The sequence below is a fragment of the Kutzneria sp. CA-103260 genome, assembly GCF_018263855.1.
Lineage (GTDB): Bacteria > Actinomycetota > Actinomycetes > Mycobacteriales > Pseudonocardiaceae > Kutzneria.
The window spans coordinates 3,131,567-3,153,624 of record NZ_CP073318.1 but is presented as its reverse complement, the minus strand read 5'-3'; the positions used below and the strand labels follow the sequence as shown (position 1 = coordinate 3,153,624).

At 69.8% G+C, this 22,058-nt stretch carries 20 protein-coding genes; 12 read left to right on the top strand and 8 right to left on the bottom strand.

The features are described from left to right. Positions 1-35: 35 nt before the first annotated feature. Positions 36-329, bottom strand: coding sequence for a hypothetical protein (locus JJ691_RS52240; RefSeq protein ID WP_249227895.1), 294 nt, complete (start codon positions 327-329; stop codon positions 36-38). A 232-nt stretch (positions 330-561) separates the two neighbouring features. Between JJ691_RS52240 and JJ691_RS13680 the strand changes: the two genes are divergently transcribed. From JJ691_RS13680 to JJ691_RS13665, 4 genes are all read left to right on the top strand, one after another. Beyond that, positions 562-1,704, top strand: a complete 1,143-nt coding sequence (locus JJ691_RS13680; RefSeq protein WP_211769152.1) for a M24 family metallopeptidase — start codon at positions 562-564, stop codon at positions 1,702-1,704. After that, entirely contained in the window at positions 1,701-2,150 is a 450-nt protein-coding gene (locus tag JJ691_RS13675; RefSeq protein ID WP_211769151.1) for an Lrp/AsnC family transcriptional regulator, read from the top strand. The genes JJ691_RS13680 and JJ691_RS13675 overlap by 4 nt, the downstream gene beginning before the upstream one ends. A gap of 142 nt (positions 2,151-2,292) precedes the next feature. After that, positions 2,293-3,669: a ricin-type beta-trefoil lectin domain protein gene (locus JJ691_RS52235; protein ID WP_249227894.1), complete on the top strand. Its 1,377-nt coding sequence runs from the start codon at positions 2,293-2,295 to the stop codon at positions 3,667-3,669. Between the two features lie 171 nt (positions 3,670-3,840). Further along, a complete protein-coding gene (locus tag JJ691_RS13665; RefSeq protein WP_211769150.1) occupies positions 3,841-4,755 on the top strand; it encodes an MBL fold metallo-hydrolase in 915 nt (304 codons plus the stop codon). Between the two features lie 185 nt (positions 4,756-4,940). On the opposite strand, the gene JJ691_RS13660 is transcribed toward JJ691_RS13665, so the two are convergent. From JJ691_RS13660 to JJ691_RS13635, 6 genes are all read right to left on the bottom strand, one after another. Continuing rightward, the gene (locus tag JJ691_RS13660) at positions 4,941-5,609 is read right to left on the bottom strand and encodes an ArsR/SmtB family transcription factor (protein ID WP_211769149.1); all 669 of its coding nucleotides are present in this window, start codon (positions 5,607-5,609) and stop codon (positions 4,941-4,943) included. A 40-nt stretch (positions 5,610-5,649) separates the two neighbouring features. Next, positions 5,650-6,690: a GDSL-type esterase/lipase family protein gene (locus JJ691_RS13655; RefSeq protein WP_211769148.1), complete on the bottom strand. Its 1,041-nt coding sequence runs from the start codon at positions 6,688-6,690 to the stop codon at positions 5,650-5,652. A gap of 12 nt (positions 6,691-6,702) precedes the next feature. Beyond that, complete coding sequence (locus JJ691_RS13650) at positions 6,703-7,428, bottom strand: alpha/beta hydrolase (protein WP_211769147.1); 726 nt, start codon at positions 7,426-7,428, stop codon at positions 6,703-6,705. Next, on the bottom strand, positions 7,425-8,453 hold the full coding sequence (locus JJ691_RS13645) for an SDR family oxidoreductase (protein WP_211769146.1): 1,029 nt from the start codon (positions 8,451-8,453) through the stop codon (positions 7,425-7,427). The genes JJ691_RS13650 and JJ691_RS13645 overlap by 4 nt, the downstream gene beginning before the upstream one ends. A gap of 19 nt (positions 8,454-8,472) precedes the next feature. Further along, the gene (locus tag JJ691_RS13640) at positions 8,473-9,066 is read right to left on the bottom strand and encodes a TetR/AcrR family transcriptional regulator (RefSeq protein WP_211769145.1); all 594 of its coding nucleotides are present in this window, start codon (positions 9,064-9,066) and stop codon (positions 8,473-8,475) included. Between the two features lie 145 nt (positions 9,067-9,211). Next, positions 9,212-10,582 (bottom strand): oxygenase MpaB family protein, encoded by a 1,371-nt coding sequence (locus JJ691_RS13635; protein ID WP_211769144.1) that lies wholly within the window; start codon positions 10,580-10,582, stop codon positions 9,212-9,214. Positions 10,583-11,040: 458 nt separating this feature from the next. Here JJ691_RS13635 and JJ691_RS13630 point away from each other — a divergent pair, with 458 nt between their 5' ends. Genes JJ691_RS13630 through JJ691_RS13595 form a run of 8 tightly spaced genes read left to right on the top strand, consistent with a single transcriptional unit; the run spans position 11,041 to position 19,811 of the window. Beyond that, positions 11,041-12,504, top strand: coding sequence for a GMC family oxidoreductase (locus tag JJ691_RS13630; protein ID WP_211769143.1), 1,464 nt, complete (start codon positions 11,041-11,043; stop codon positions 12,502-12,504). 50 nt (positions 12,505-12,554) lie between these two features. Continuing rightward, entirely contained in the window at positions 12,555-13,718 is a 1,164-nt protein-coding gene (locus JJ691_RS13625) for an MFS transporter (RefSeq protein ID WP_211769142.1), read from the top strand. Beyond that, positions 13,712-14,968, top strand: a complete 1,257-nt coding sequence (locus JJ691_RS13620; protein WP_211769141.1) for a glycosyltransferase — start codon at positions 13,712-13,714, stop codon at positions 14,966-14,968. The genes JJ691_RS13625 and JJ691_RS13620 overlap by 7 nt, the downstream gene beginning before the upstream one ends. 23 nt (positions 14,969-14,991) lie before the next feature. Further along, positions 14,992-16,002: an ROK family protein gene (locus tag JJ691_RS13615; RefSeq protein ID WP_211769140.1), complete on the top strand. Its 1,011-nt coding sequence runs from the start codon at positions 14,992-14,994 to the stop codon at positions 16,000-16,002. Beyond that, positions 15,999-17,078, top strand: coding sequence for an alcohol dehydrogenase catalytic domain-containing protein (locus JJ691_RS13610; RefSeq protein WP_211769139.1), 1,080 nt, complete (start codon positions 15,999-16,001; stop codon positions 17,076-17,078). Before JJ691_RS13615 ends, JJ691_RS13610 begins: the two co-directional genes overlap by 4 nt. Further along, positions 17,078-17,815 carry an SDR family NAD(P)-dependent oxidoreductase gene (locus tag JJ691_RS13605; protein ID WP_211769138.1) on the top strand — a complete coding sequence of 246 codons (738 nt, stop codon included), beginning with the start codon at positions 17,078-17,080 and terminating at the stop codon, positions 17,813-17,815. The genes JJ691_RS13610 and JJ691_RS13605 overlap by 1 nt, the downstream gene beginning before the upstream one ends. Then, entirely contained in the window at positions 17,812-18,630 is an 819-nt protein-coding gene (locus JJ691_RS13600) for a sugar phosphate isomerase/epimerase family protein (RefSeq protein ID WP_211769137.1), read from the top strand. The genes JJ691_RS13605 and JJ691_RS13600 overlap by 4 nt, the downstream gene beginning before the upstream one ends. Before the next feature lie 44 nt (positions 18,631-18,674). After that, entirely contained in the window at positions 18,675-19,811 is a 1,137-nt protein-coding gene (locus JJ691_RS13595; protein WP_249227893.1) for a sedoheptulose 7-phosphate cyclase, read from the top strand. 41 nt (positions 19,812-19,852) lie between these two features. Here JJ691_RS13595 and JJ691_RS13590 read toward each other — a convergent pair whose 3' ends face one another. After that, positions 19,853-22,024: a nucleoside-diphosphate kinase gene (locus tag JJ691_RS13590; RefSeq protein WP_211769136.1), complete on the bottom strand. Its 2,172-nt coding sequence runs from the start codon at positions 22,022-22,024 to the stop codon at positions 19,853-19,855. Between the last annotated feature and the right edge of the window lie 34 nt (positions 22,025-22,058).

The following is a 22,058-nucleotide window of genomic DNA, read 5'->3' as shown; positions in this document are numbered from 1 at the left end:
TCTGGCGCCGGCTCGACGAGCCGGTAGGCGAGCCGTCAGGCGACCACGTCGGGGGTGCGGTCGCCTGACGACTCGGGCTCGGGGGTGCGCTGCCTGCGGCACACGATGGTCACCTGGGCGGACGGGGCCAGCACGTCGTCCTCACGGCGCGGCAGCGGCGGCACCAGCTGGCCGGACTCGGCCAGCTCACGCAGCATCCGGTCGGTGGACCGGCGGGTGCGCCACAGGCTCAGCGGCCTGGTCACCGCGCGTGTCGGAGCGGGGTGGAGGATGTGCGCCCAGCAGCCGAGCGCCGCCACTACGAGCACTGACGTCCAGATAAGGAACATCATCTACTCCTCGTGGTCACTCTCGGTTTACCGGATGACCGGGGGCGACGACCTTGAGCCCCCAATCGGGTGACACCTATGGAGTTAACCGGTGATCGCGCGTAGAAACATCCGCCATCTGGACGCGTGCACCTCCGGTGACCGGAAAGTTATCCAGAACTACCCCAACGGGCGACGGCCCGGCACGATCGCATGATCCGCTTGCCCGCCGACCTCGGTAGGGTTGTGCCTCATGTCCGTCAGCGCAGCCCAGATCGACGTCGAGTCTCTTCATGACCGGTTCCGCCGGGCCGCGGAGGCGGCGGCCGCCGCCGGTGTCGACGCTTTGCTCGTGTCCCCTGGCTCCGACCTGCGCTACCTACTCGGCGCGGACGGCGAGTCCCACGAACGTCTGACCTGTCTGGTTCTGCCGGCGGCGGGCAGCGCGGCCGAGCCGGCGCTGGTGGTGCCCAAACTGGAGTACCCGGGCTACGCGGGCGTGCCGACCGACGACCTCGGCGTGCACGTGGCGACGTGGGTCGACGGTGAGAACCCGCACCGACTGGTGGCCGACCTGCTGAAAGGCCCGAAGTCGGTGGCCGTGTCCGACATGATGCCGGCCCTGCACACCCTGGCCTTCCGTGACGCGCTGCCCGACGCGCGGCAGAGCCTGGCCGGCCCGGTGCTGCGCGAGCTGCGCATGCGGAAGGATGCCGGCGAGATCGCGGCGCTGCGCAAGGCCGGCGCGGCCATCGACCGTGTGCACGCGCGGATGACCGAGTGGCTGCGGCCCGGCCGCACCGAGGCCGAGGTGGGCGCCGACATCGCGGCGGCCATCGTGGAAGAGGGGCACACGACGGCGGACTTCGTCATCGTCGGCTCCGGCCCGAACGGGGCCAGCCCGCACCACGGCGTCTCCGACCGTGTCATCGAGAAGGGTGACGTGGTCGTGGTGGACATCGGCGGTCCGGTGCCGGAGGGCTACAACTCCGACTCCACCCGCACCTACGCGGTGGGCGTGCCCGGATTCGACGACGTGATCGACACCTACGCGGTGCTCCAGGCCGCCCAGCAGGCCGCGGTCGACGCCGCCGGGCCGGGCGTGACCGCCGAGGCGGTGGACGCGGCGGCGCGGGACGTCATCGCCGACGCCGGCTTCGGCGAGTACTTCGTGCACCGCACCGGCCACGGCATCGGCCTCGACGTGCACGAGGACCCGTACATCGTCAGCGGCAACGACCTCGTGCTGGAGGTCGGCATGGCGTTCAGCATCGAGCCCGGCATCTACCTGCCCGGCCGCTGGGGCGCCCGCATCGAGGACATCGTCGTGGTCACCGAGGAGGGCGCGGTGCGTCTGAACACCCGGCCGCACGAGCTGGCGGTGCTGCCCTCGTGACACCGCTGGAACCGATCGACCAGGCAATCCTGCGCGAGCTGACAGCCGACGGCCGGTGCAGCTTCACCGATCTCGCCGAGCGGGTCGGGCTGAGCGTGTCCGCCGTGCACCAGCGAGTGCGGCGGCTGGAGCAGCGCGGCGTGGTCAAGGGCTACGCGGCGCGGGTCGACGGCGAGCAGGTGGGCCTGCCGCTGACGGCGTTCATCTCGCTGACGCCGATCGACCCGGCCGCCCCCGACGACTACCCGCACCGGCTGGAGCACCTCAACGCCATCGAGGCCTGCTACTCGGTGGCCGGCGACGCCTCGTACGTGCTGAAGGTGCGGGTGGCCGGGCCGACCGCGCTGGAGGACCTGCTGCGGCAGATCCGGGAGCAGGCCAACGTCTCCACCCGCACCACGGTGGTGCTGTCCACGCCGTACGAGGATCGTCCGCCGGGGGTGTGAGCGCGCCCGGAAGGGGTGTCGTGGCCGTCGGGCCGCGGCACCCTTTCTGTTTTTCCATCCTTTTTGGTCGGTTCCGCTGCGCCGAAAGGCGGCACCCGGCGATCGAACGGGCTATTGCCGAGGATTACGTGGGAGCGCTTCCATGAAGACCGGCCGCACCCTGCCCTGCGAAAACACCTGCCTGGAGTCGATGATGATTCTTGCGCCCCGGAAATCCCTGCCCCGAAGACTCTCCTTCCGGCGCGGCGTCGCGCTGCTCGCCACCGGCGGGCTGACCGTGCTGCTCACCGCGTTCGGCTTCGCCCCGGCCCACGCGGACGTGCCCGCGCCGCCGGCGGGCTGGACCACCGTGTTCAGCGACGACTTCAACGGTTCCGCCGGCAGCGGCGTGAACACCGCGAACTGGACGTACAACACCGGCCCCGGCTCGAATTTCGGCACCGGTGAGATCGAGACGATGACCAATTCGACCAACAACGTCCATCTCGACGGAAACGGCAATCTCGACATCACCGCGCTGGGTTCCGGCTCGAACTGGACGTCCGGCCGGATCCAGACGCCGACCGCCGTGGCCGGCGCGCCCGCGGGCGGCAAGCTCGAGGTGACCGCCTCCATCCAGCAGCCCAACCCCGGCAACGGCCTCGGCTACTGGCCGGCGTTCTGGATGCTGGGCCAGGGTCAGTGGCCGGAGAACGGCGAGATCGACATCATGGAGGACGTCAACGCCCTGTCCGAGGTCGCCGGCACCATCCACTGCGGTGTGTACCCGGGCGGCCCGTGCAACGAGGGCAACGGCATCGGCAGCGGCCTGCGCGGCTGCGGCGGCTGCCAGACCGGCTTCCACACGTACACGATGATCCTGGACCGGACCAACACGTCCAACGAGTCGATCACGTTCTACCTGGACGGCAACTCGTACTTCACGGTCACCGAGGGCCAGGTCGGCGCCAGCACCTGGCAGCAGGCCTACGACCACAACCTGACCATCCTGTTCGACCTGGCGATGGGCGGCGGCTTCCCGAACGGCGTGTGCGGCTGCACCAGCCCCAGCGGGTCGACGTCCTCCGGCGGCACCATGGCCGTCCAGTACGTCGCGGCGTACACCACCACCGGTGGCGGCACCAACCCGCCGCCGGGTGGCGGCGCGGTCACCGGCTACCAGGGCCTGTGCCTCGACGACCGCTCCGCCAGCACCGCCAACGGCAACCCGATCCAGATCTACACCTGCAACGGCACCACGGCCCAGCAGTGGACGTTCGTGCAGGCCGGCACCACCCTGCACGTGTTGGGCAAGTGCCTGGACATCACCAGCGGCGGCACCGCCAACGGCACCCTGGTCCAGCTGTACGACTGCAACAACACCGGGGCTCAGGTGTGGATACCGCAGTCCAACGGCACCCTGTACAACCCCCAGTCGAACAAGTGTCTCGACGACCCGGCGTACTCCACCACGCCCGGCACCCAGCTGCAGATATGGGACTGCGCCGGCACCGCCAACCAGGTCTGGCACCTGCCCTAGCTGCACGTCTTCGAGGCCCTGCGCGGCTGTCCGCGCAGGGCCTTTCTATGGGTGATATAGCACTATGACTTCAGTGACAACTGAATTCAACATCACCTGATTGGACTTCCGTCTCAGCGAGTGGAACCAAGAACAGCCGCTGAGGAGGGACAACCGGGTAGAACAAGATCCATGTCTGAACTGGGGCTTCTGAACGAACAGTCCGCCGTGCGGCGCATCGTGCTGGGAGATGTGCGGCTGACGTACGTGGTGGACGGGGCGATGGCGTTGACCGCCGGTGGGTTCTTCCCGGCGGTGCCGGGGGAGTACTGGCGTGCACACCCCGAGGCTGTGGACGCCGAGGGACGGATCGCGATGTCGGCGGGTGGGCTGCTGGTCGAGCGGGACGGCCGCAAGCTGCTGGTGGACGCGGGGCTCGGGCCGTATCGGGGCGATCTGTCGGTGGGGGAGGAGCCGTTCGGCGGGGCGGACAGCGGAGCCATGCCGGAGGTGCTGGCCGAGCTCGGCGTCGCGCCGGAGGACATCGACGCGGTGGCGTTCACGCACCTGCACGTGGACCACGTCGGCTGGGCGTTCAAGGACGGCCGCAAGTTCTTCCCGAACGCGCGGTACCTGGTGGCGGCGGAGGAGTGGGCGCCGCACGAGCACGGGATCACCGTGCCCGGCGTGATCGCGGAGATGACGGTCGTGCCGATGCGGGGCAATCACGAGCTGATCCGGGAGGGTGAGGAGGTGTGGCCCGGCGTCCGGGCCGTCGTGACGCCTGGGCACACCCCAGGGCACTCGTCATTCATCGTCGACAGCGGCGTCGGGCGGATCATCGCGTTCGGGGACGCCTTCCACGCGCCGGCCCAGATCACGCATCCGGAGTGGGGGTCGCGGCCCGACACCGACTCGGACGGGGTGCTCAAGGCCCGGACCCGGCTGCTGGGGGGAGTTGGAGCAGCCCGGCACTCTCGGCTTCGGCATCCACTTCGGCGACCAGGCCTTCGGTCGTGTGGTGCGGGACGAGGCCGGGGTGCCGACCTGGCAGCCGGTCGCCGCGGAGTACGTCCGGGCGACGCCTCGGTTGCTCTAGGTAGATAATATCACTATAGCTTCAGTGACGACTGAATGCAGTGCTCCAAACAGCCAAAAACCAAAATCCGCCACAGCGAGAAGGCAGGCCGCCGAAGTTGGGACTGCCGGCCACAGAAGGTTCGGTGTTGCCGGCGGCCGGGGTGCTGTGTTCACCGGGCCCGGTCGGCGCGGCGGCCAGCGGTTGGTGCCGGCTACAGGCCTTCCACGCCGAGCACCGCGAACGCGGCGGGGTCGAGGAGTTTGACGCTGCGGTCGGGTCCGCGCTCGACCCAGCGCTGTTCGACGGCATGGTGGAGCAGGGCAGCGGGCAGGGAGCCGCCGAGGTGTTCGCGGCGTTCGGTCCAGTCGAGGCAGTCCTTGAGCAGTGGCCGCCGGCCGCCGGGGAGCTTGATCTTCAGGTCGGCCATCACCTCGTGTCCCTGGGCGGTGAGGGCGAGCCCGCCGGAGGTGTCGATGAGGCCGGCGGTGAGCATGCCGGTTCGGAGGGCGACGCCGAGGTGGCCGGCCAGGTGGTCGTAGCAGGTGCGGGCGTAGGCGAGACGTTCGGCCTGGCGGGAGGTGCGGAGGCTGGTGGGGCGGGGCAGCGGGTGCTCGGCGAGTTCGGTGAGCTGTTCGATGAGCTCGGCGACGCGGGAGTCGGCCAGTCGGACGTAGCGGTGGCGGCCTTGGCGGACGGTTTCGACGAAGCCGGCGTCGGCGAGGCGGCCGACCTGTTCGGTGGCGGTGGGTGGGGAGACGCCGGCGGCGCGGCCGAGTTCGCCGACGGTCCAGGCGCGGCCGTCGATGAGGGCCATGCACATGGCGGCCCGGGTCGGGTCGGCGAACACGGCGGCGACCTCGGCCAGGGGGTTGGCGCGCATGGGTCGAGGCTAGGCGGGAAACGCTTCGGCGGTGGCCGAACTACGGCGCGGGCAGGGCGAGCTGCACGGAGCCGTGTCCGTCGGGCACGCAGGCGGCTTCGCGTTCGGTGAGGGTGAGGAACTGGCTCATGCACTGGGCGAAGGCGGTGTAGCCGGCGGCGTTGGGGTGGAAGGACTGCTGCAGGGCGTGGGCGTAGCGGGCCTTGTCCTGGAAGTCCTGCCAGTTGACGGTGAGGCGGGTGAACCATTCCTGGCCGCCGTGGCAGGCCTCGTGGCCGGTGCCGGCGCGGGAGAGGTCGAGGAAGCGGGCGCCGGCTTGTTCGGCGGCGCGGCGGACGCCGTCGTTGAGCACGGGGACGCCGCGGTCCTGGACCCAGCGTAGGTCGTCGGTGCGCAGCGGGCAGCCGCCGACGTTCTGGAGGCTGCGCAGCATGTCGGGGGCGACGGGGGCGGCGTAGGACTGCAGGACGAGGGTGTAGGCGGTGTCGGCGTAGCCGTGTTCGATCATGACGCGGCGGACGTCGCGGAGCGCGGCCACGACCTTGGGGACCATGGCGTTGACGCGGTTCTGCCACTGGGGGTCGACCTGTTTGCCGCAGCCGGGTTTGGCCGAGGTGAAGATGGCGTCGACGCAGCTGGTGAGTAGGGAGCCGAACTGGGGGTCGTCGTTGGCCCCGACGGCGACGACCACGGCGTCGATGCGGTACTGGCCGGCGATGGCCGCGAGTTGGGCGGCCTGGCTGGGTTCGACCGGGTGCGGGCCGTCGAGGCGGATGGCTTGGGCGTTGGCGCCGGAGCAGGCCAGGTTGAAGACCTTGGTGACGCCGGCGAGCTTGATGTGCTGGACCATCGCCTGCGGTGAGCGGTGGCACCAGTCGTTGTTGGCGCCGTCGGTGTCGGGGGTGTAAGTGCCCGCGCCTTCGCCGGACATGGTGGAGTCGCCGAGCCCGACGATGGCGTGCGGGACGTTCTCCGGAGGCCGTGGGGGTGGCGTGATGCGGTTGTCGCCGGTGAGCAGGAGGAGGGCGAGGACCGGGAAGACGATCAGGATGATCGAGGCCCGGCCGAGCATGTTCCGCATCGGTCGGAGAGTCTAGTTCACCGGGTTGTTGATTCCGCAGAAGGTCTTGACCTGGTGTTCGTAGTCGTCGCGGTGCAGGAAGAAGGATTCGCCGTGGCCGGCGGCGGGCGCGAGCCACAGTTGTTTGGGCCCGCGGACGGCGGCGTGGATCTGTTGGCCCATCCAGGTGGGGTTGTAGGTGTCGGCGTCGCCGTGGATGACGAGGACGGGCAGCGTGGTGCGGCTGGCGGCGGTGCGGGCGTCGACGTCGCGCAGCCGGTAGCCGGCCCGCAGCCGGGTCAGCAGACTCGCGATGGCGACGCCGGGGAAGATCCTGGGGACATGGGCGAGTTGGTGCAGGTGGTGGCGGAACTCGGCGGTGGCTGAGGTGTAGCCGCAGTCGTCGATGACGGCGGTGACCTGTTTGGGCAGCTGCGGGTTGCCGCTGAGCATCAACGCGGTGGCGCCGCCCATGGAGAGGCCGTGCAGCAGGATCTGTGCCTGGTCGCCGACGGTGGTGACGATGCGGCGTAGCCAGCCGAGGTAGTCGGCCTGGTCGAGGTGGCCGAGGCCGACGTGGTTGCCGCCGCTCATGCCGTGGCCGCGGGCGTCGGCCATTGTCACCGAGGTGCGGTTGGTCGGGTCGACGGGGGTGGTGCCCAGCGGGGCGGCGCGGGGGATCACGGTGCGGTACAAGGCGATGCCGGCGATGGTCGAGGTTGCGGCCCATGCGGCGGTGAGCCACAGGGCTGGGTTCACCGTGCGCTCACGGGGAGCAGGCCCAGGGCCAGCAGGCTTTCGGCGGTGGCGGCGACGGCGTCCTCGCTGGACCGTGGCGTCCATCCGAGCAGTGTGCGGGCCTTGTCGTTGGAGAGGTGGCGGATCACGCCGAGGTTGGGCAGCACGCCTTGCAGGGCGGGGTTGGTCTCGGCGGCCTGGCGGACGACCTCGTCGGGCAGTTCGATGGTGGGGACGGCCGTTGCGGCGTCGCCGAGGCGTTCGCGGATGGCTTGGGCGATCTGGTGCAGGGACACGGCGTCGCCGGCGGCGGCGATGAATCGTTGGCCGGCGGCCTTGGGGTCGGTCATGGCGCGCAGGTGCAGTTCGGCGGCGTCGCGGACGTCGACCACGGCGAAGTGCAGCCGGGGTGTGACGGGCATGCCGGTGAAAAGTTGGGTGATCATGCTGATGGAGCTGGAGTGGTCGGGGCCGACGACCGGTCCGAAGATGCCGACCGGGTTGACCGCGGCCAACTCCGAGCCGCTGCGTTCGGCGAAGTCCCAGGCGGCGCGTTCGGCGAGGGTCTTGGACTTGATGTACGGCGGGATGTCGGCGTCGGGGTCGGTCCAGTCGTCCTCGGTGAAGGCGTGCTCGCTGGCGGGTTTGCCGTAGCCGACGGCGGCGAAGGACGAGGTGAGGACGACCCGCTGGACACCGGCGTCATGGGCCGCGCGCAGGACTCGGAGCGTGCCTTCGCGGGCGGGTTTGATCAGGTCGTCCTCGTGGTCGGGCTGGCCGCCGGGGAACGGGGACGCGACGTGCTGGACGTAGCGGCAGCCGGCGACCGCCTGGGGCCAGTTGTCGTCGCGGGTCAGGTCGGCTTCGATGAACGTGAGTGCGTCGCCAGCCTGTGCGCCCATAGCCTCAAGGTCTTGGCGCACTTGGGTTTCGCGGTCCAGTGACCGGACGGTGGTGCGTACACGGTAGCCGGCGTCGAGGGCTTGGGCGATGACTCGCGCGCCGAGGAAGCCGGAGCCGCCGGTGACCAGGATTGTGTCGGACATCGTTGTGGTGCCTTGCCTTTCAGTCGGCGGTGAGGGCCGGGAGCAGCAGCGCGTCGGTGACGGCGATCAGCTGCTCGGCGGTCGCTTCCTCGCCGTTGAGGAACTTCTCGATGAAAAAGCTGCCGAGCAGGAACTGTTCGGCGTGGGCCAGAGCCGGGTTGTCGGGTCGGATCGTGCCGTTGGCGACGTGGCGGTCGAGGATCGCGCGCAGCTCGTCCAGGTACGGGGCGAACAGCACGTCACGCAGCGCCCGGGCCAGCGCCGGGTCGGCCATGACGGCCTGCCAGATGCCGAGGGTCGGGGTGCCGGCGGGGTGGGGTGGCGGCATGCTGCGCGCCAGCGTGACCAGGTCGGTGCGCAGGTCACCGGTGTCGATCGGCGGCACGGGCGGGTACTTGCGGGCCATCAGGGCCATGATCACGAGCTTGGGTTTGCTCTCCCACTGCCGGTAGAGCGTGGCGGTGCTGGCCTTGGCGCGTCGGGCGACCTCGTCGACGGTGGCGTTGTCGTAGCCGACCTCCGACACCAGGTCGAAGGTGGTTTCGAGGATCTCCCGCTCGCGTTCGGGGGTGAGTCGCCTGCGCCGTGAGGGGGTGTCGTCCTGCTTGGTCATGCCGCCTGCCCGTCTTATCGAAAACGTACTTTCGACTATACGTTGTCGAAAACGCGTTTTCAACAGGACGGGTAGGACGGGAGGGGAGGCAGGGCAGGAGTGGGCGGCAGGATGGGAAGGACCGGGCAGGGCAGGCTTGGTGGTGTCAGGCGCGGCCGAGCAGGTGGCGGGCGGCTTCCAGGTCGTGGCGGCCGGTGAGGAAGTCCCGGAAGGCTTGCTCCAGCTCGTCGGCCTGGACGGTGCCGTCGCCGTCGCTGTCGAGGTCCCGCATGGCGGCGATGATCTCCGCGCGGCGCGGGCTGTGGTCGAGGAGCCGGGAGTACTCGTCCGGGAGGATTTCGCCGTTGCCGTCACGGTCGATCAGCCGTCGGACCGCGGCCGCCACCGCGCCGTAGCCGTGGTCGGGGTCAGGCGGACCGGGGTAGCGGTGGTCGGCTATCGCCTGGCTGTAGGCGGCGGCGGTCACGGAGGCGTCCGTGGCGGTGCCGGTGGCCGTGCACAACTGCTCCCACCAGGACCGGAACGCCATGTGGACGGTGTCTTCGTCCTTTTCTTCGAGGTCGAAGTGGATGCTGAGCTCGCGGGCCATTGCCAGCATGTCGCTCCAGCGCAGCACGCCGTCGCCGTTCTGGTCCAGTACGCGGCCGAAGAACGACTCGGGGGTGGAGGCGACGTGGGACGGCGTGGGTTCGGCGGCGGCCCTGATCGACGCTGCGGCGCGGGGCATGTACCGCCAGGGCGTGGGAAGCAGGTCGGTGGCCAGCCGTACAGCCAGGTGCGCGCCGTTGACCAGCAGATCCGCGCCGGGCGGGGCGGTCAGGCGGAGGCGTTCGCGGTAGACGGCGGGCAGCGTGACGATCGTGGCCTGGACGGCGGCGGTGACGGCCGCGTAGCGCAGTGGCGCCCAGACCAGCGTGGGGATCGGCAGGCCGGGTGGCGGCGGGATGCGGTAGACGCTGCCTGACAGCAGGTCGCGGACGGTCGCGTTGTCTTCGAGGGTGTCGGCGACCATGCGGTCGAAGTAGACGTGGAACTCCTCGGGTGTGGCCGGCATGTCGTCCGCGGCCAGGCCGAAGTTCTGTCCGAGCCGGAGCCACTCGGTGTAGAAGCGTGCCGTCTCCGCTGCGGACAGCGGGTCGCCGCCGAGGCGCTGCATGGTGAGCACGGCGTCGAAGATGGTCAGGTGCACCCAGGCTCGGGCGGCGGTGTCGCCGGCGTGGAAGGCTCGGCCGTAGCCGTCGGTGCCCCGCATCCGTCGGTGCAGGCGGTCGAGGCGGGCCAGTTCGTGGCGCTGTTCGGCGGCGCTGCCGTAGACGTAGGTGTGGAGGCTTTCCAGGGTGCGGAACAGTCTTCGCCAGGGACGGGCGTTGTAGACCGAGAATTCGCTGACGGCCGCGCCCACGGCCGGGTGCGCTGCTTGGAGGACCAGGGAGCGGTGCATCACCAGCAGGTACCGCCACTGTCCGAGGCGGTCCCAGGTGCTGGAGCCGGGTCCCAGTGCCGCGTCGACCGTCATTCGCCACCTCCGCGCCAGTTCGGGCCGAAGTTAGCTGTGACGCCGGGTAGCGGAGAACACGCTCCGCTGTGGAAATCACCGAATGAGGTAGCGGATTCCCCCGCTTGCCGCACAGCGGCCCGGCAGGACGGATCCTGCCGGGCCGCTGTGGGTCGGGGTCGGAGCTAATGGCCGGTTATGTGGGGTTGTCGTGGACCGGCACGGCCGAGCGCAGTCTGAATCCAGAGCTGTTTCAGGCGTGCACGAAGCCTCCGTTGATGGAGTGCGCTCCAGGTCATGCGGTGACCGTTGCGCAGCAGTTTCGCAACTTCTTTACAGGTCTATGCAAGAGTTGTACATTCGGCGGCAGTGGGGGGAGTTGTCACAGGGGCTCCGGCGAGCTTCTCGCGGTGGTGGGCAGGATCCATTTATCGCGTGCCCCCGTCCGATCGGTTCAGTCCGAGGTGGACGGAGAGTTGATGACAGAGCGACTGCGGGCAGATGTGGTTGTGGTCGGCGGCGGAACGGCCGGGTGTGTGCTGGCCGAACGGATCAGCAAGGACGACCGGCGCTCGGTGCTGCTGCTGGAGGCGGGCCCGGACTACGGTCCCCACACGAGCGGTCGATGGCCGGCTGACCTGCTGGACTGCCGAATGCCGGCACGAAGCCACGACTGGGATCCAGACGGTCCCGCGCACGCCTCGCGCGCGCGGGTGATCGGCGGCTCCTCGGTGAGCAACGCCTGTTGGATCACCGTGGGCGCGCCTCCCGACTACGACGCGTGGGCCGCCTACACCGAGGGTGTCTGGAATTTCGCTTCTACAGCGCCCTTCCTGGCCGATGCCATGCGTGAGCTGCGGGTGCGAGAAGTCCCGGCGGCCGACCGAGGCGTCTGGCACGAGGCGGTTGTGGCCGGGTCCAGGAGCCTTGGCCTGCCGCAGGTCGATGACGTCAATGCCCTCGACACGCGTGAAGGAGTGGGCTGGGTGCCGCTCAACGCGGTCGGCCACACACGGTGGCACGCGGCATTCGCCTACCTCGATCGGGCTCGTGGGCGGACGAACCTCCAGGTGCTCGCCGAAGCGACGGCGGTCCGGCTGCTCGTCCGCGGTGATCGGGCCACCGGCGTCGAGATCGTCCGGGACGGACGGGCCGAGACGGTCGAAGCCGACACGGTCGTGCTCGCGACCGGCGTCTACGGCAATCCGGCACTGCTGATGCGTAGCGGAATCGGGCCGGAGTCGGTGCTGTGCGACCTTGGCGCACCGGTGGTGCTGCCGCTGGCCGGGGTGGGGGAGAACCTCATCGACCACCCGAAGGTGCACCTCCCGCTGACACCGACCGCAGCGCACCTGCCGCACGACGGCGCCTACGTGCCGCAGACTGTGCTCAAGGCTCGGTCCGGCTCGGCCACCGACGAGTACTGGGATCTGCACATCGTGCCCACCTCGGGGCCGGCCGAGGACGAGCGTGGACGGTTCGTCGGCCCGTTGGCGGTCGACATGTACGTGTTCGTGCTGAGGCCGCGGTCCCGTGGCTCTGTCAGGGCGACGTCACTGGATCCGCTGGCACCGCCGCTGATCGACCATCGCTACTTCACCGATGCGGACCGCCACGACCGGCGGGTGGCGCTCGACGGCGTCGACCTCGTCCACGAGCTCGCCGAGACAGCGCCGGTCCGTGAGCTGGCCAGTCTCACCGCCTGGTCACCGGCCCGGCGGCAGGCGGTCGGTGAGACACCGGGCGGGTACTGGCATCCGGTCGGCACCTGCGCGATGGGCCCGGAGAACGACCCCGCCGCTGTCACCGACGCCACCGGGCGGATCCACGGTGTGTCCAATGTGTACGTGGGGGACGCTTCGGTGATGCCGGTGATTCCACGGGCCAACACCAATCTGACCACGGTCGCGGTCGCCGCCCGGCTGGCGGAGTCGATCCGGTGATCCGTTCGCGGGGGCAACGGTCGGGGCAGGTTCCTGTTTTCGTCGTGTTCATGCTCAATGGCGTCGTGTCGGGTTCGTGGGCGCCCCGTGTGCCGGCGCTGGCCGCGCAGATCGGCGCCGGCCCGGGTGTGCTGGGGCTCGCTCTGTTCGGCGCCAGTCTCGGCCTGGCCGCGTCGGCGTCGTTCGCGGGCCGGATGGCCGCCCAGTTCGGCGCCCGTGTCACGGTGCTGGTGTCAGCCGTGGTGTCGGCCGGTGCCCTGCCTCTGCTCGCGCTGGTGCGGACACCGCTGCAGTTGGGGGTCGTGCTGGTGTTGGTGGGCGCATCCATCGGATCGTTCGACGTGTCGATGAACGTCGCCGCGGTGACCGTCGTCCGTCGCCTGCGGCGACCGCTGATGCCGGTCTTCCACGCCGGGTTCAGCTTCGGCGCGCTGGCCGGTTCTCTTGCTGCCGCGCTGTCCGCCGGTGCCCACGCGGACCTCAGGCTGTACTTCGCCCTGATTTTCGTCGGCTCCGTCGCCGTGACGGCCGGCGTGATCCGGTTCGTGCCCGCCGAGGAGCGGGTCGACGCCGCCGCGCGTGGTCGGTTCGATCGCGGCATGCTGCGTCGGCCGGCGCTGTGGCTGATCGGCGGCATCGCGTTCTTCTCCGCGGTCGTCGAGGGTTCCAACGGCGACTGGTCCGCGCTGTTCGCCGTGCGTGAGCGGGGCATGTCCGAAGCCGCGGGCGCACTGATGTTCTCCGTGTTCTGCCTGGCCATGGCGGTGGTGCGGCTGTTCGGCGAACGCGTCCAGCGCCGCTACGGGCCCGTCCGGATCCTGGTGGTCGGGTCGCTGTTGGCCGGGGTCGGCCTGCTGACGGCCGCGATAGTGCCGGTCGCGTGGCTGACCTACGTGGGCTACGCCGTCGCCGGCGGCGGGGTCGCGTTCTCCTTCCCGATCATGGCCGAACTCGCGGGGGAGGCGGGCCGACGTGGCGACGGCACTGGCGGCGCGCGGGAGATCGGGTTCGTCACGAGCATCGCGTACTCCGGCTTCCTGCTCGGACCGCCGCTGCTCGGCGCCATCGCGCAGCTGACGACCCTGTCGGTGGCCGTGGGCTTCGTCGGCCTGATCGCCATGCTCATCGCGCCGGTGGCGCTGGCGTCGGCCGTGGCCCGCAGGCGTGAGGAAACCCTGATCGTCACGTCGTCGGAGGAGGCGGCATCATGCTGACACCGGTCTGGGAAGTCGAACCCGGCGGCGAGGGGCCGCTGCACGCGCATGTGAACGCGACGGCCACCGGCGGCGGGGTTTCGGAGCTGCTGCGCGGGTTGTTGCGGCAGCAGCCGGCTGGCTGGGCGGTGATCGCCGGCAACGCGAAGTTCTACGCCGTGACCAAGTACCTGCATCACTTGCTGCACGGGCAGTCCGACCCGGCACGGCTCGATGACCCGGAGCTGATGCGGACCTATCGGGCCACGCTCGAACCCCAGCAGGTGTGGTTCAAGGAGCGCGTCGTCCAGGGGGATGTGGTGGTGCTGCACGACCCGCAGACGCTCGGCCTGGCCCCGGCGATCAAAGCAGCCGGTGGACGGACGGTGTGGCACTGCCACATCGGGGCGGTGATCGAGCCGGAGCGCGGGCCGGGGGCGATGTGGCGGGCGTTCGGCCCCGAACTCGAGGCGGTGGACGCCGTGGTCACCACGTTGCCGGAGTTCGCGCCGCCGAGCGCCCACCAGTTGTTCCTGATCCCGCCGGCGATCGACCTGGAGGCGGTGAAGAACCGCGAGCTCGGCCCGGACGAGATCGCGGCGGTGCTGGCCGAGATCGGCCTCACCAGTGGCCGGGAGGCGTCGGACGTGGTGGTTGTCCAGGAACGGCCGCTGCCGCCGGGCGCGCGAGTGGTGCTCCAGGTGTCGCGGTGGGATCCGCTCAAGGACATGCCCGGCGTGGCCCGCTGCGTGGTCGGCCTGCCGTCGGACGTGCACGTGGTGCTGGCCGGGACCAATCCCCTCGAGATCCCGGACGATCCCGAGGGCTTGGCCGTGTTGGCCGAGGTCCGCGCCGTGCTGGCTGAACTGTCCGAAGTGGACCGTTCGCGGGTGCACCTGGTGAATATCTCCATGAAGCAGCAGGATCGCAACGCGTTGGTGGTGAACGCCTTGCAGCGCCGGGCCGACGTCGTGATGCAGAAGAGCCTCCAGGAGGGGTTCGGCCTCACGGTGACCGAGGCTATGGTCAAGGCGAAGGCGGTGGTCGCCTCCGATGTGGGCGGACTGCGTCAGCAGATCACCCATGGGCACAACGGGATTCTCGTCGACCCTGCTGACCTCGACGACGTCCGGGCCCAGCTGTGCCGCCTGCTCGACGATCCCGCCCTGCGGCGCGAGTTCGGCGACAGGGCGCGGGCCACGGTGGTGGAGCGCTACACGATGCCGCAGTTCGCCGACGCCTACCGGAAGGTGTCCGAGGTCCTCAGCTGAATCGGCTGCAGTGAGGGGGAACTTTGCTGATCACGGTTCTGGACGTCGGCGGCACACATGTCCGCTGGGCACGGTGGTCGCCGGAGCAGGGGCTCGGCGACGTGCGGCGGACGTCGTCGCCGAGCACTTTCCGCCAGCCGGGCGTGTCGGTCGACGAGTCGCGGGCCGTGCTGGTGCGGATGATGGCCGAAGTGGTGCCGGCGGGCGCAGTTGCCGGCGTGTCCTTCGGCGCCGCGCTGGACCACCGCACGCGTGCCGTCTACGCCTCCGCGCCGCTGTGGGGCGTCGACAGCCGGCCGTTCGATCTGGTCGCCGCACTGCGGGGCGCCCGGCCTGACGTGCGCTGGCACGTCGTCAACGACGTCACGGCCGCGCTGCTGCACCTGGCCAGCACGCAACGCGCCCGGGGTCTGCGCAAAGTGTGGCTGGCCACGATCAGCACCGGTGTCGCCTGTCGCGTGATCGACCAGCGCACCGGCGAGATTCCCGTTGACGGCTGCGGACTTCAAGGGGAGATCGGCCATCTGCCGGCGACGGTGGCGGTCGACGGCCTGCCGTTGGACCTGCGCTGCGACTGCGGCCGGCAGGGCCATGTCGCTGCCTACGCGTCAGGGCCCGGCATCCGCCGGCTCGGCGAGGTCCTCCGGCACCGGCGGGGCCCGGTCTGGGTAGCGTCGGATCTCGCCCAGGAACTGGCCCGGGGTGAGCCGTTCGAAGTGGCGCTGACCCGGGCGGTGAGGTCCGGCGACACCGTCGCCGTCGAATTGCTGGCGGCTGCGGCCAAGCCGATCGCCGACATCGTGCGGACGTCGCTGTGCCTCGATCCCGAGTTGGACCTTGTCGCCTTCACCGGTGGCGTGGCGTTGGGCCTGGGCGAGCACTACCTCGCCGCGGTGCTCGCCCATCTCGACCGTGACGGCCTGTACCTGACGAGTGAGCGGAAGCCGGACTGGATTCGCGACCGGATGGCCGTGACCGAGGTGAGTGGACTTGTCGGCGCGGGGATCGCCGCACTGTCCGAGGAACTGACGTGACCGGCCGACACCGGGCGATCGTGCGCGGGATGGGCACGACGTCGGTCGAACTGCGACCGACTGTCGTTCCGGGACCGGGGGAGCTCAGCATCGCGCCCCTGTACGCGGGCCTGTGTGGCACGGACATCCAGATGCTGCGGGGCTTGCGGGACGACCCAGCGCCGGTGATCGGCCACGAGGGCGTGGCGAGGGTGGCGGCCGCCGGTGCGGGTGTGTCGGACGAACTGGCGCCGGGCACGCTCGTCACGGTCAACCCGACACACCCGGCCGATCCGTCGTTCCTGTTGGGGCACAACGTGGATGGCCTGTTTCAGGAGCGGACGCTGGTGCCCGCGCCGGCTGTGACCGGTGGACTGGTGATTCCGCTGCCGGCGACGACTGATGTCACGCTGGCGCCGCTGCTGGAGCCGCTGGCGGTGGTGCGCTACGCGTTGGGCGAGCTGAGGAGATTCGCCATGGCGACGCTGCTCGTCGTGGGCGACGGGACCATCGGACATATCGCGGTGCGGGCCTCGCGGTGCTGGCTGGGCGCGGACGTTCGGGTAGTCCTCCTGCACAACTCTGAGGCGGGGTTGGTGTTCAGCGGGGCCGGCCCGCACTCGGCCGACGAGTTGCTGACGGATCTGGCCGAAGTCGCGTTGGACGGCCCGACCGCCGCGCTGGTGGCCACACCGCGCGATGCGACCGTGCCGGCGTTGGAGGTGGCGATCGCGGCCGGGGCCGAGGTGATCGACATCGTCGGCGGCCTTCCAGCTGGTGCGGGCGCCCCGTCGTTGCCGGATGTCGATCTCACCGCCGTCCGGGCGGCGAACTGCGGTGGCCGGCCGGATCCCGCGCACGTCGTGACGTCGGGGCGGCTGCGGGTGTTCGGTCACCGAGGAGTGGCAAACCGGCATCTTCTGGCGGCGGCGGCCGAACTGGGCCGCGAGCCCGGCCGTTATCGGGATCTGATCACACACGAGACCGACCTCGACGGCGCCGCGCGGGTGATGCGGGAACTGGCCCGGTCGCATGACCGCCTCATCGACGGGCGACGGCTGGTCAAGCTGTCGGTGCGAATCGCGGAGCACAACTGATGGGCTCGCTGACCGGACGGCGCATGATCGTCGTAGGCGGCTCGACCGGGATCGGCCGCGGCATCGCCGACGCGTGGGCTGGCGCGGGCGCGGAGGTCGTGGTGTGCAGCCGCAGGCGGCCTGCAGTCGGCCCGGGCCTGAGCTGGGTCCGGCTCGACCTCTCCGAGCCCGATCACGCCCGTGAGCGGCTGGTCGGACTGAGCACGGGGCGGGTGGACGCCGCTTGCTTCTCGGCCGTGCACTACGGAGACAAGCGCGCCAGATTCAGCGAGGTGTCCGAGGTGGAATGGCACACGCAGTTGGAGGTCAACGTGACCGGGCTCTGGCTCACGCTGCGGGCGCTGCTCCCGGCCCTGCGCCGGGCGCAATCGGGGTTGTTCGTCGGGGTCTCGTCCGAAGTGGCGTTCAACGGCGGACCGGGCCGTTCGGGCTACGCGGCTTCCAAGGCCGCGGCCAAGTCACTGCTGGATTCGTTGACCCAGGAGGAGAGCCATGTCCGAGTGGTGCAGGTGCTGCCGGCCGGCATGGTGGACAGCCCCGGCATCCGCCGGCGCCGACCGCCAGACTTCGACTACAGCGGCTACATGGCACCGTCGGCGTTCGGACGGGTGGCGGTCGAGCTGGCGCTGAGTGGGGGCGAGGGCCACCATGGGGACAGTCTTGTGGTCGACGGCAACGGCGAGTGGAGATCGGCCCGCGGCGGCTTACCCGTTTCGCAGAGCCGAACGCTGCCGTGAGCTGCAAGGTCGGGCTGACCGAGTGGCGCCTGGCGGCGTCCGGGCCGGAAGCCGTCCGACTGGCTGCTCTGGTCGGCGCGGACGGCGTGCAACTCGACTTCGGCGGGCCGGGACGCGGCGAGCCGATTGACGGGCCGGGCCGGATCGAGGCGTTGCGTGCCGCGGCGGCCGAGTGTGGCGTGGACTTGCTTGCCTTGGCCGGCAACCAGTTCAACGACGTCGGCTTGACCGCGGAGTCGGAGATCGTGCGTCCACTGCTGATCCGGTTGCTGGACGCCGCGGTCGAGCTGGGCGTGCCACTGGTGTTCGTGCCCAGCTTTCGCCGTAGCGCGATCGACGGGCTGGAGTCGTTCACCCGAACGGCCGAGGTCCTGCGGTGGGCCTCGGCGGAGGCCGCAGCGCGGCATGTGTTGCTGGCAAACGAGAACGTGCTCGACGGTGAACGGGCTCGCGCGCTCGCCGAGGAGATCGACTCGCCGGCGTTCCGGCTGGTGCTGGATACGTTCAACCCGGTGGCGACCGGCCGGTGCGTCGCCGAGCTGGTGGCGTTGGCGAGCGACCTACTGGCCGATCAGGTGCACCTCAAGGACGGGCCGCCGACCGTCGGCGCATCGCCGCTGCTCGGCTCGGGGATCGGGAAGCTCGACGAGACAGTGGACGCACTGCGCCGACATCAGGCGCCGGTGCACGCGTTCGTGCTGGAGAACGACTACCGCGACGGGGATTCCGTCCGGTTGGCCGCCGATCTCGCGTGGGCGCGCCGACGTGCGGAACTGTTCCCCGCGCGACATTCGATTCGGGGGGCTGGACGGTGAACGAGCGGAGCGGACTGCACTTCGACCGCGAGGGGACCTGGCGTGTGCGCGCCCAGAGGGAGGTCAGCTACGAGGTGCGGTGCCAGGACGGCCTGTTTCGGCCTGAGCACACCGACCTGTTGGAGATCGGTTCGGGGCGAGATGCGCGGTGCCGACGGTTCGTTGTGGTCGACAGCAACGTGGATCTGCTGTACGGCGAGGCGATTCGCGCCTACTTCGAGCACCACGGCGTGGATCACGCGGTAGTGGTGGTGCGGGCCGACGAGACCGTCAAGGACTTGGCTACCGCCGAGAGGATCGCCGAGGAACTCGATTGCTTCGGCATCGCCCGGCGGCGGGAACCAGTGGTCGTCGTGGGCGGCGGTGTGCTGATGGACGTCGTCGGCCTGGTCGCGAGTCTGTACCGGCGTGGCACCCCGTTCATTCGCGTGCCGACCACGCTCGTCGGGTTCGTGGACGCCGGCGTCGGGGTCAAGACCGGCGTGAACTTCAACGGTCACAAGAACAGACTTGGCACCTACATGGCCGCCGACCTCACCCTGCTGGACCGCACCTTCCTGTCCACAGTGGATCGAAGGAACATCGCCAACGGCATCGCGGAGATTCTGAAGATCGCACTGGTGAAGGACTTCCGGCTGTTCGAACTGCTGGAGGTGCACGGTCGGCTGCTGCTGGACGAGAAGCTCCAGGGCCGCACGCCGGTCGGTGACCGGGCGGCGGTCACCGTGCTGCACGCCGCCATCCAGGGCATGCTCGAGGAACTGCACCCGAATCTCTGGGAAGCCGAGTTGGAGCGTCGCGTCGACTACGGACACACGTTCAGTCCCGAGGTGGAGATGCGGGCGCTGCCGGCGATGCTGCACGGGGAGGCGGTATGTGTGGACATGGCGTTGACCACGGTCATGGCATACCGGCGAGGCCTGTTGACCCGGGTCGAAAGGGACCGTGTCCTCGCGGTGATGTCCGCGCTGGAGTTGCCGGTCTGGCATCCGGTGATCAAACACGACCTGCTGGTGCACGCGCTTGAGGACACGGTCCGGCATCGCGACGGCCAGCAGCGGCTGCCCCTGCCGGTCGGGATCGGTGACGTCACGTTCGTCAATGACGTCACCGAGGCAGAGATCGAAGCTGTCGTCGCCATGCATCGCGATCTGTGCGCGGGCCCGGCCTTCGTGGTGTAGTCGAGGACTACGTCCACTGAGCACCGAAGTCGGTGGCCAAGTCACGGCTCCCAGAAGAAGACCAGGTTCTCCACGAGCAACGCCTCCCATGAGGTCAGGTGGACGTGCGCGGCATGGAGCGCCGCCCTCACCTGGTCCATGTCGAGCTGTCCGAAGCCCTGTTGGTCGGCCAGCTGCCGGGCGGTGAGGGCCAGCCGGTGCCAGGCCAGCCGTTCGAGCGACTCGCCCGGGGCCGACTGCGGGCTCTGGGCGAGCGCGCCCTCGACGAGCAGCTTGTGCTCCCGCTCGAGTTCGTGGCCCACGGCAGCCGTTCGAGACGGCCAAGGGACTCGATCCGCGCTCAGCGTCGCACGCATGGCGCGCAGGCCGCTCAGGTGCTGTTCCAGCATGGGCTGGAGTTCGGCGCCGGTCAGCGGGTGTGCCGCGAGGGCGTGGGAGATCCGGATCTTCAGCGCGTACAGGACCGTGAACGGGTCGTCGTACGAGGTGGTCGGGGAGAGCGCCTCAACCAGCAGAGAGATCGGGGTCCCCTGCGGCGTGGGGTGTTCGGCGAGTTGAGAGAGCGCGCCGCGGACCTGCTCGGCGGTGAAGTACAGAAGGCACTCGCGCAGCACGGCCGGGGGAGTGTCCGAGCTGTGCATCAGTGCCAGGATCTTCGAGTAGCTGCCCAGTGAGCCACGGACCGAGTCGGGCGTCGCTTCGGCCGGCTTCGAGGCGCCCTTCAGCCGCAGCAGCCGCTCGCACGCGTCGCCGTCGGGGTGATGGAGGAGTAGGCCGAGAGAGGTGCCGAAGCCCAGCCCTTTACGGGTCAGATACCAGTGCGTTCGCCGGTTTTCCAGGATCTTGGCGCGCAGCCCGTCCTTGTAGAGTTCCTCGATGTCGCTGTCGCGCAGATTTCTGGTCTGGTGCGCGAGGACGCGGAAGCCGGCGTTGTGCACCTTGGTCAGGGTGTCCGCGTGCAGGCCACGGTGCACGGCGTCGGGCGTGACGATCATGAAGGCCAATCGGCCTGCGGTCGCTTCCAGACCCGTCCGACCCAGCTCCGCCACATCAGAAGGGGAAAGCGGGTAATCCTCAAGCTTCTCGGCGGCGTCGAGCACCTGTTGGTAAGCGTTGGGCATGGCTGCGCTCCTTCTGGCTGCACCGGCTGATGTCGTCACTGTGGCTCGCGGCGGATCGGTCGCGTAGAAGAAGAAGAGGCTTTCTAAGACGGTGCGTTCCAGCGCGGTCAGCGGGATGCCGAGGGCCTCCAGCGAGGACTCCAGGCTCTCGAAACCGGCCGTGCGAAGAGCAGTCGGCTCGGTCAGCGTCCGCAAGCAGGCCAGCGCGGTCTTGACCCGCACGCGCTGTTCCTCGGCGCCCGCCACTCGGAGGTCCTCTTCCTGGGGGGCCGCCAAAACGCCGGCGTGCGGGTGGATGCCGTCGAGCAGTCCGCGCTCCTCCACGAGAAGCCGAGCAACCGTCACCGTCTCCGCGATATGCCCAGGGTCGGCGGCGACCACGTCGAGGGCGGTCCGGTAGTTCTCCTCGACCGCTTCGAGCAGCGACACTGGCAACACTCCCGCCGCCGTCGGTTCGGCCAGCAGCCGCCGCTTCAGCCGGTAGAGCACGCGGTAGGACTCGATCCTGCGTACGCTCACTCCACCTTCGTAGCCGGACACGAGGGCCCGGTGTGCGGGGTCCCAGCACGGCTTGGTCAACAACTGGGTGAGGCCCTCGGGTTCGAACAGGACGTTCGCCTCGTACAACATGCTCAGCAGGTCGTCGGAGCTGTGCAGGAGGCCGAAGGTCTTGTTCGGGGTCCGGTAGTGCTCCCGATACGTGCCTGGCTTCGCGAGCATCGGATCGGAGGCGCCCTTCAACGCCGTGACGGTCGCCTGGAACCCGGGGTCCGTCGGGTGTCGCATGAGGAGGACCAGCGCCTCTCCGAGGTCGAAGAGCTTGCTCTTGATCCACCACGACCGAATGTGGCGCCCCGGCGCCCGCGTCACGAGACCGTCCAGGTAGAGGCGCTCGGCAAGACGCTGGCTCAGAACGCGGAACCGGAAAGCCACCACGTGTTCGCCGTGTTCGTCGAGCAGCCGCCGGTGCACTCCCTGCATCAGTCCGTCCGGAGGGACGACGACCAGCGCCGTACGCGGCAGCAACTCCAGGCATGTGTCGGGAAGCCGCCCGACGACCGTCTGGTGGAATGTGGCGAGCTCGGGGTACATCCCGACCAGGTCCGCGAGTTGGGTGCGGACGCTG